This is a genomic window from Luteimonas lutimaris, assembly GCF_039537065.1.
GTDB classification, from domain to species: Bacteria; Pseudomonadota; Gammaproteobacteria; order Xanthomonadales; family Xanthomonadaceae; genus Luteimonas; species Luteimonas lutimaris.
In genome coordinates this window covers 1-7,428 of the sequence record NZ_BAAAZU010000002.1, presented here as the reverse complement: position 1 = coordinate 7,428, position 7,428 = coordinate 1, and the positions used below count along the sequence as shown (strand labels likewise).

At 64.4% G+C, this 7,428-nt stretch carries 10 protein-coding genes; 9 read left to right on the top strand and 1 reads right to left on the bottom strand.

Annotated elements, in window-relative coordinates; all coding sequences use genetic code 11:
- The first annotated feature begins 85 nt into the window (after nt 1-85).
- Nucleotides 86-1,990, top strand: a complete 1,905-nt coding sequence (gene sppA / locus ABD679_RS01865; RefSeq protein WP_344758244.1) for a signal peptide peptidase SppA — start codon at nt 86-88, stop codon at nt 1,988-1,990.
- A 162-nt stretch (nt 1,991-2,152) separates the two neighbouring features.
- Here sppA and ABD679_RS01860 read toward each other — a convergent pair whose 3' ends face one another.
- On the bottom strand, nt 2,153-2,383 hold the full coding sequence (locus tag ABD679_RS01860) for a hypothetical protein (RefSeq protein ID WP_344758243.1): 231 nt from the start codon (nt 2,381-2,383) through the stop codon (nt 2,153-2,155).
- A 70-nt stretch (nt 2,384-2,453) separates the two neighbouring features.
- On the opposite strand from ABD679_RS01860, the gene ABD679_RS01855 reads away from it, so the two are divergent.
- The 8 genes from ABD679_RS01855 to ABD679_RS01820 all read left to right on the top strand — a co-directional run bounded on the left by ABD679_RS01855 (nt 2,454) and on the right by ABD679_RS01820 (nt 7,315).
- On the top strand, nt 2,454-3,230 hold the full coding sequence (locus ABD679_RS01855) for an SDR family oxidoreductase (RefSeq protein WP_344758242.1): 777 nt from the start codon (nt 2,454-2,456) through the stop codon (nt 3,228-3,230).
- 79 nt (nt 3,231-3,309) lie between these two features.
- The gene (locus tag ABD679_RS01850; protein ID WP_344758280.1) at nt 3,310-3,738 is read left to right on the top strand and encodes a helix-turn-helix transcriptional regulator; all 429 of its coding nucleotides are present in this window, start codon (nt 3,310-3,312) and stop codon (nt 3,736-3,738) included.
- A complete protein-coding gene (locus ABD679_RS01845) occupies nt 3,735-4,178 on the top strand; it encodes a VOC family protein (RefSeq protein ID WP_344758241.1) in 444 nt (147 codons plus the stop codon). The genes ABD679_RS01850 and ABD679_RS01845 overlap by 4 nt, the downstream gene beginning before the upstream one ends.
- A 357-nt stretch (nt 4,179-4,535) precedes the next feature.
- On the top strand, nt 4,536-4,910 hold the full coding sequence (locus ABD679_RS01840; protein WP_344758240.1) for a DUF7668 domain-containing protein: 375 nt from the start codon (nt 4,536-4,538) through the stop codon (nt 4,908-4,910).
- 575 nt (nt 4,911-5,485) lie between these two features.
- The gene (locus ABD679_RS01835; RefSeq protein WP_344758239.1) at nt 5,486-5,872 is read left to right on the top strand and encodes a hypothetical protein; all 387 of its coding nucleotides are present in this window, start codon (nt 5,486-5,488) and stop codon (nt 5,870-5,872) included.
- A 111-nt stretch (nt 5,873-5,983) separates the two neighbouring features.
- Nucleotides 5,984-6,409, top strand: coding sequence for a hypothetical protein (locus ABD679_RS01830; protein ID WP_344758238.1), 426 nt, complete (start codon nt 5,984-5,986; stop codon nt 6,407-6,409).
- Between the two features lie 123 nt (nt 6,410-6,532).
- On the top strand, nt 6,533-6,859 hold the full coding sequence (locus tag ABD679_RS01825) for an energy transducer TonB (protein ID WP_344758237.1): 327 nt from the start codon (nt 6,533-6,535) through the stop codon (nt 6,857-6,859).
- A gap of 117 nt (nt 6,860-6,976) precedes the next feature.
- Complete coding sequence (locus ABD679_RS01820; RefSeq protein ID WP_344758236.1) at nt 6,977-7,315, top strand: immunity protein Imm33 domain-containing protein; 339 nt, start codon at nt 6,977-6,979, stop codon at nt 7,313-7,315.
- Nucleotides 7,316-7,428: the final 113 nt, after the last annotated feature.

The window sequence follows — 7,428 nt, the reverse complement described above, 5'->3', positions numbered from 1 at the left end:
CTGGTCGAAAAGCTCGCGGCTGAAGCCGCTCCTACAAAGGGCAATCAACGGCATCGGCCTTTCGAATTTTCCTGGAGTTCCACGCATGAACCAGCCCCCCCAGGGCAACCGCCACGGTCCCGTCGCCGCCTTCTTCATCTTCGTCTGGGACGCGATGAACTTCGTCCGGCGGCTGGCGTTCAACATCCTGTTCTTCGGCCTGCTGGTCATCGTGCTGGTGGCGATGGCCGCGGCGGGGCGGATCGCGCCGCTGCAGAAGCAGACCACGCTGGTGATCGCGCCGGAAGGCGCGCTGGTCGAGCAGTACAGCATCGACCCGGCGATGCGCGCGCTCACCGCGTTCGGCGGCAACGGCCTGCACGAGGTGCAGCTGCGCGACCTGCTGCGCGCGCTGGACAAGGCGCGCACCGACGACCGCATCGAGCGCGTGCTGCTGCGCGTGGACCGGATGAGCTTCTCCGGCTACGCCTCGATCCGCGAAGTCGCCGCGGCGGTGGCCGGCGTGCGCGCGGCGGGCAAGCAGGTGGTCGCGTTCGGCGAGAACTTCGACCAGATGCAGTACCTGCTGGCCGCGCAGGCCGACGAGGTCTACCTCGACCCGATGGGCGGGCTGATGCTGGAGGGGCTGGGCCGCTACCACCAGTTCTACCGCGAGGGCCTGCAGGACAAGCTCGGTGTCGACGTGCACGTGTTCAAGGTCGGCGAGTACAAGTCGGCGGTGGAGCCGTTCATCCTCGACGCCGCCTCGCCCGAGGCCAAGGAGGCCGACCTGTACTGGATGGGCGACGTCTGGCAACGCTACCTCGCCGACGTGGCGAAGGTGCGCAAGCTCACGCCCGAGACGCTCGCCGCCGACATCGACAGCCTGCCCGCCGGCATCGAGGCCGCGGGCGGCGACCTGGCCAGATACGCGCTGCAGCACAAGCTGGTCGATGGCCTGAAGACGCAGGAGCAGGTCGAGGACCTGCTGGCCGAGCGCGGCGCCGCCGATCCCGATGCCGACGGCGGCTTCCGCCAGGTGTCGCTGGGCGGCTACCTGCAGCGGATCGACCGCACCACCGCGGTGGTCGACGAGCGGCCGCAGGTAGCCGTGGTCGTGGCCGAGGGCGGCATCGCCGGCGGCGAACAGCCGCCGGGCAGCATCGGCGGCGTCTCCACCGCCGCGCTGCTGCGACAGGCGCGCGACGACGACGACGTCAAGGCCGTGGTGCTGCGCGTGGACTCGCCCGGCGGCGAGGTGTTCGCCTCCGAACAGATCCGCCGCGAAGTGGTCGCGCTGAAGGCCGCCGGCAAGCCCGTCGTCGTCTCGATGGGCGACCTGGCCGCGTCCGGCGGCTACTGGATCAGCATGGACGCCGACCGCATCTACGCCGACCCGTCGACCATCACCGGCTCGATCGGCATCTTCGGCATGATCCCCACCTTCCCGCGTACGCTGGACAGGATCGGCGTGCACACCGACGGCGTCGGCACCACGCGCTTTGCCGGCGCGTTCGACCTGACCCGTCCGCTGTCGCCGGAAGTCGGGCAGGTGGTGCAGTCGGTGATCGACAAGGGCTACCGCGACTTCACCGGTCGCGTGGCCAAGGCACGCGACCGCAGCGTCGAACAGATCGACGCCGTCGCGCGCGGCCGCGTGTGGAGCGGCGCGCAGGCGAAGGAACGCGGCCTGGTCGACGCCTTCGGCGGCCTGCGCGACGCCATCGCCGACGCCGCCACCCGTGCCGAACTGGGCAAGGACGGCGACTACCGCGTGCGCTACATCGAAAAGCTCGCGACCCCGTTCCAGCGTCTGTTCACCGACTTCGCCGGCAGCCACCTCGGCGCCAGCTGGCTGCGGCACTCGGCGTTCACCCGCGAACTGGCCAGCGCCGCCGTCCTTGCCGAAGCCATGCCGCAGGCGCGCCGCGACCTGCAGTTCCTCGACGCCGCCGTCGCCCGTCCGGGCCAGCCGGTCAAGGCGCTGGCGTACTGCTTCTGCGGGTTCTGACCGTCGTCCCACGCACGGACGGCGGCCACGACAGACGGCTCCCGGCAGGCGCGGCGGACGCCGCGAGATCGTCATCCAGCCGCGGAGGACTGGATCCCCGCCTGCGCGGGGATGGCGATCAGGACCAACGGCCTTCGCAGCAGCGACGAACGCCGCAAACCTTCATCCCCCGGCCGCCTCGATCGCCGCCTTCTGCTTCACCGCCGCATCCTCCACCGTGTCCTGGACCGCCTTCGCGCGGTCGATCGGCGCCTGCACCGCATCGCGCAGCTGCGTGGCCTGCGGCTCCGGCGGATCGCTGGCCGGCACCGGCTCGGGCCGCGAGCACGCGGCGCACGCAAGCGCCAGCAACACGGCGCAGCTGGCAGCAATCGAAGGGTTCGCATTCGTCATGGCGGTCTCCCGGTGGCCGTGGCCTCGTAGCCCGGCGCTATGCTACGCCCACCCCACACCGGAACCCGCCATGGACCCGCACCGCTGGCGACTCGACGGCCAACTCGCGCTGGTGACCGGCGGCAGCGCCGGCATCGGCTTGGCCATCGCGCGCGAACTGCTCGGCTTCGGCGCCCGCGTGCTGCTCGCCGCGCGCAACGGCGACATCCTCGAACGCGCGCGCGACGAACTCGCCGATGAATTCCCCGACGGCGACGTGCGCGCCCTGATCGCCGACGTCGCCGACGACGAACAGCGCCGCGAACTGCTCGACTGGGTCGAAGACCAGGGCGAAGGCCTCGACATCCTGGTCAACAACGCCGGCGGCAACCTCACACGCGCCGCCACCGACTACACCGAGGACGAGTGGCGCGAGATCTTCGAGATCAACCTGTTCAGCGCCTTCGAACTCACGCGCTACGCCTACCCGCTGCTGACCCGGCATGCCGCGTCCAGCGTGGTCAACGTCGGCAGCGTGTCCGGCGCGACCCACGTGCGCAGCGGCGCGCCCTACGGCATGACCAAGGCCGCGATGCACCAGATGACCCGCAACCTCGCCGTCGAATGGGCCGAAGACGGCGTGCGCGTCAACGCAGTGGCGCCCTGGTACATCCGCACCCGCCGCACCTCGGAAAAACTCTCCGATCCCGACTACCTCGACGAAGTGCTGATGCGCACCCCCATGGGCCGCGTTGGCGAACCCGAGGAAGTCGCCGCCGCAGTGGCCTTCCTGTGCCTGCCCGCGGCGGCGTACATCACCGGCGAATGCATCGCGGTGGACGGGGGATTCCTGCGCTACGGATTCTGAGCGCGCCGCATTGGATACGCCCGCATCGACAGGCCACGACCCGGAACTGCTGCGCCGCCTGCTGCGCGCCAGGGACCGGATGGACGCCGCCTCGCACGAAGCCTGGCCCGTGCAGCGGCTGGCGCGCGTGAGCCACGTCTCCGCCGCCCACTTCGCACGCGCGTTCAAGGATGCCTTCGGCGTGCCGCCGCACCGCTACCTGCTCACCCGCCGGATCGAGCGCGCCACCGCGCTGCTGCGCGACACCGAGCTGCCGATCCTCGACATCGCATTGCAGACCGGCTGGAACAGCCTGGGCACGTTCGGCCGCACCTTCCGCGACATCACCGGCGAAACCCCGCGCCAGTTGCGTGCGCGCGAACGGGCCGCCGCGCATGCACTCGAACAGGTGCCCGGCTGTTTCCTCAGCGCCGCCCGGCGGCCCGACCTCACCATCGCAGTTTCGGAGAAGCGGCGGCGCGAGGCCGGCGATACCGTGGGCGCCCCCAACACGAAGGAAGACCCATGAACCACAGCGCCCTCGCCACCGACATCACCGTTTCCGGCCTCGTCATCGGCCTGTACGTGCGCGACCAGGACGAAGCCCACGACTTCTACGTCGGCAAGCTCGGCTTCCGCGTCCACACCGACGCCCGCAACGGCGACTACCGCTGGCTGACCGTGCAGCACCCCGACCAGCCGGCGTTCCAGCTCGGCCTGTTCGCCCCGCAGCCACCGACCGTCGACGCGGACACCGCCAAGACCCTGCGCGAAGTCGTCGCCAAGGGCGCCATGCCGCCCCTCGTCCTCGTCGTCGACGACTGCCGCGCCGCGTACGAAAGGCTGCAGGCCCGCGGCGTGGAGTTCACCCAGGAACCAACGGAGCGTTATGGCAGCGTGGACGCCAATTTCCGCGATCCGTCGGGGAACGGCTGGAAAATGATCGAGGCACAAAAAGCGCGTACCTGAGTGCCGGCCCAAGACTGCAGCGTCGCACGGAGAACCCGGGTTTCCGCCATGGACGGCGAAACCCACCCCCGGGGTTACACCGAACCCAACGCCTGTCTGGAACATGCCGACAAATGCACCAAAAGCACGCTCTGCCATGGTTATGCCCCCAGATCGCAGGTGTAACCCATTACACCCGCAGGCGAGTCCGATAACGCTGGGTGCTGCGAACAGCCTTCGATCGCCGGGTTGATTCAACTTGCTGATATAAGAGAAAAATTCTGCTGGTGACACTGGAGCGGGGCATTGCATAATCTGTGCAACGCCTCGACGAAGAGGCCGAATAGGTGTTAGGCGCCGCACTGAAATGATCGCAACATGAGCCAACAAAGCCCTAGCGATGAGGTCCAACGGCCAATCCCAACAACTTGGCGGCACATGTTCCGAGAGATCGTGGCCGCGCTCGTCGCCGCCGACTATCGCCTGGAAGCCCAAATTCCTGGCGTCGAGCCTGTCTCAATCGAAACAGCCACCCAGATCCGTGACTATCTGAGTGAATACGGCGCTACCTTGGTAGAGCTGCCGGAGGCAACTTGGGAGTCTTCGGTCTGCATCTGGACCGGTAGCCACTGGGATGTCATCGTCGACCTCTGGACGCAAGAGGAAGGTCGGAGCGACCTGATACTTCACGCACAGGTGGTTGAGACACAGTCAGGCATCTCGGTTACTGTCCATCTGGTCTACGTGCCGTAATGGGGCGGCACCTAACAATGCGTTCAAGCCGACGCCGCATCGGGGCGCAAACCACATGGCAGAAAGAGCTTGCCATGTGCTTCACGCCCCGCTGCGGCGCGGCTTAACTTAGGTGTTAGGCCGCACATCGATGATCAATCCGTATCAATCGCCAAAAGCAAGTCTGTATCGCGGCCATGTGGGATCTCGTCGCTACGCTCACGTACTTATAGCTCTGGCTTCGGGCTTGCTCGTTCTACCGATCGTTCGGACGCTCGCTACGATAGCTTTCTTCGGTCAGGACTCGCCTGACCTTCGAGGCAATCTTTCGTTCTGGAGCTCCGTCGCTATCGGCAGCTTGGTTGCTTCTAGTTTCGCAAGGCATTTCAAGCAAATGCCACTTTTGGTAGCGCTTGTTCTTGGTCCATTCTGCGTCTTGCTGTGCATCGCGGGCTGGATGCTGTGGTTTTATGTCAGTGCGGCCTAACAATGCGTTCAAGCCGAAGCCGCTTCGTTCCACCAAGCACATGGCAGGTACAGCTTGCCATGTGCTTGGTTCCACTACGCGCCTCGGCTTAACTTAGGTGTTAGGTGTCATGGCAGACAACGAAGCGATCCGGCCACTCACCAAGGACGAGCATGCTCTCGCACGCTGGATGCTTGAGCATGGCGGACCCGAGGCGCGCGACTACTTGAGCCAATTGGACATGGCGGCGGCATCTACCTGGCGCTGCGAATGCGGTTGTGCCAGCTTCAACTTTAAGATCCCCGGCAGACCGAGTCCTGCCCCAGGAGTGCATGTCCTGGGCGACTACACCTTCGGAGACCAAGATCACATGTCTGGCATCTTCGTCTACTCAAGCGAGGGGACGCTGTCCGGAGTTGAGGTCTACGGCTTGTCCGGCCCTGCACCGGCGGTTCTGCCGCATCCCTCCGACCTGCGGGGAGCGGATTCCCCAAGGAACGAAGCAAATGACACCTAACAATGCGTTCAAGCCGAACTCGTTTCGCTACGCCAGCAACATGGCAAAAAAAGCTTGCCATGTTGTTGGCTGCGCTACACGAGTCGGCTTAACTTAGGCGTTAGGGCGCTGATGAATATTTTATTGGCAATCGGAGTCTTTGCTTTTAGTCTCAGCGCCAGCGCTGCTGATTTCTGTAATCGGCAGCCGCTCGATCCAGAGGTGCCTGCCGGGCTTGAGGGTAGCTACGAGATCATTGGCAAAGACCCAGCTACGGGTAAGCCTTATGCCGGCACGCTTGTCATTGGCTATGGCAATCACGCTTATTCACTCACGCGCAGCACATCGGGTATCAACTCCAAAGGCGATGCTTGGCTTGAGCTCTGCGGTATGGATAAAATCCAATTTCTCGTCGGTCGCTACCGCATGAAGTCAGCCTCCGTTGAGATTAGCTGCCGCCTGGGCGCAGACGGCGACAATTATTACAGGGCTACCTGTAAAACTCGTCTTGTAGGCGGCAAATGGGTTGGCTTGGAGTCCTGGTTTCAGACTCCATGAGTACGCGCCCTAACAATGCGTTCAAGCCGAAACCGCTTCGTTCCACCAAACACATGGCAGAAAAAGCTTGCCATGTGTTTGGCTCCACTACGCGGTTCGCCTTAACTTAGGCGTTAGGCGGCTATGAACGCACTCTGGATCGTCATTGTATTAGCTAGTTCGCCTGCTGCTGCCATAGGCAATGAGGCTTGCTCGCAACTGGATCCGGAACTCCTTCACTGCCCAGCACCGGAGGCCCCTCGGATCACTGAGCTTCGCGAAGGTACGGTGACACTGGAGCTCTACATCGATCCGGACGGATCAGTTCGCTCCTCCAAAGTTCTTACGTCATCCGGCCATCCCGCTTGGCTTGGTGCTGCTCAGGCGGCGGTGGCAAAATGGCGATATGTGGCGGGTTCGGATTCCCGCACGCGGGAGGTTCCCTTTGACTTCCTGTTTGGCGATCCGTAGCCGCCTAACAATGCGTTCAAGCCGAACTTACTTCGTTCCACCAAAGCCATGGCAGAAAAAGCTTGCCATGGCTTTGGCTCCACTACGCAAGTCGGCTTAACTCAGGTGTTAGGCCGCATGAAGCAGTCCACCTCGCAAGCGGATATATGTGAGCAGTTCGGCTCGCTGTTTGATCCTCCTGGCGAGGATCAGCGTGTCGGTGTTGCGCTTCCCACGCTCTCCCGACTGCCGCTCAATGCTTTGCGTCATCGGCCGGAGGCAGGGACATGTGGCTGGTACATCTGGGGCGGTGAGCTATCCGATGATTCGGAGTTCTTTCAGCCGTTGCATGTTCACCATCTTGTTGCGCACACCCCGTCACTCATCCCTTTCCTTGCACTTGCTCCTGGTTGGCGGGTGTTGCTGGCGCCGGAGCAAACAGAGGTCTGGTATGACCCGGCGCTTTTGGCCGTGTAGCATGCGGCCTAACAATTCATTCAAGCCGACGCCGCTTCGCGGCGCGGCTTAATTCAGCAACTGTCTTGAAGCATGCCGCTCAAGCCAGTGCCAAGGCTTCAGCCTGCAGTTCG

Coding starts and splice junctions, on each gene's coding strand:
- sppA (WP_344758244.1), top strand. CDS start 86: ATGAACCAGCCCCCCCAGGGCAACCGCCACGGTCCCGTCGCCGCCTTC.
- ABD679_RS01860 (WP_344758243.1), bottom strand. CDS start 2,383: ATGACGAATGCGAACCCTTCGATTGCTGCCAGCTGCGCCGTGTTGCTG.
- ABD679_RS01855 (WP_344758242.1), top strand. CDS start 2,454: ATGGACCCGCACCGCTGGCGACTCGACGGCCAACTCGCGCTGGTGACC.
- ABD679_RS01850 (WP_344758280.1), top strand. CDS start 3,310: ATGGACGCCGCCTCGCACGAAGCCTGGCCCGTGCAGCGGCTGGCGCGC.
- ABD679_RS01845 (WP_344758241.1), top strand. CDS start 3,735: ATGAACCACAGCGCCCTCGCCACCGACATCACCGTTTCCGGCCTCGTC.
- ABD679_RS01840 (WP_344758240.1), top strand. CDS start 4,536: ATGAGCCAACAAAGCCCTAGCGATGAGGTCCAACGGCCAATCCCAACA.
- ABD679_RS01835 (WP_344758239.1), top strand. CDS start 5,486: ATGGCAGACAACGAAGCGATCCGGCCACTCACCAAGGACGAGCATGCT.
- ABD679_RS01830 (WP_344758238.1), top strand. CDS start 5,984: ATGAATATTTTATTGGCAATCGGAGTCTTTGCTTTTAGTCTCAGCGCC.
- ABD679_RS01825 (WP_344758237.1), top strand. CDS start 6,533: ATGAACGCACTCTGGATCGTCATTGTATTAGCTAGTTCGCCTGCTGCT.
- ABD679_RS01820 (WP_344758236.1), top strand. CDS start 6,977: ATGAAGCAGTCCACCTCGCAAGCGGATATATGTGAGCAGTTCGGCTCG.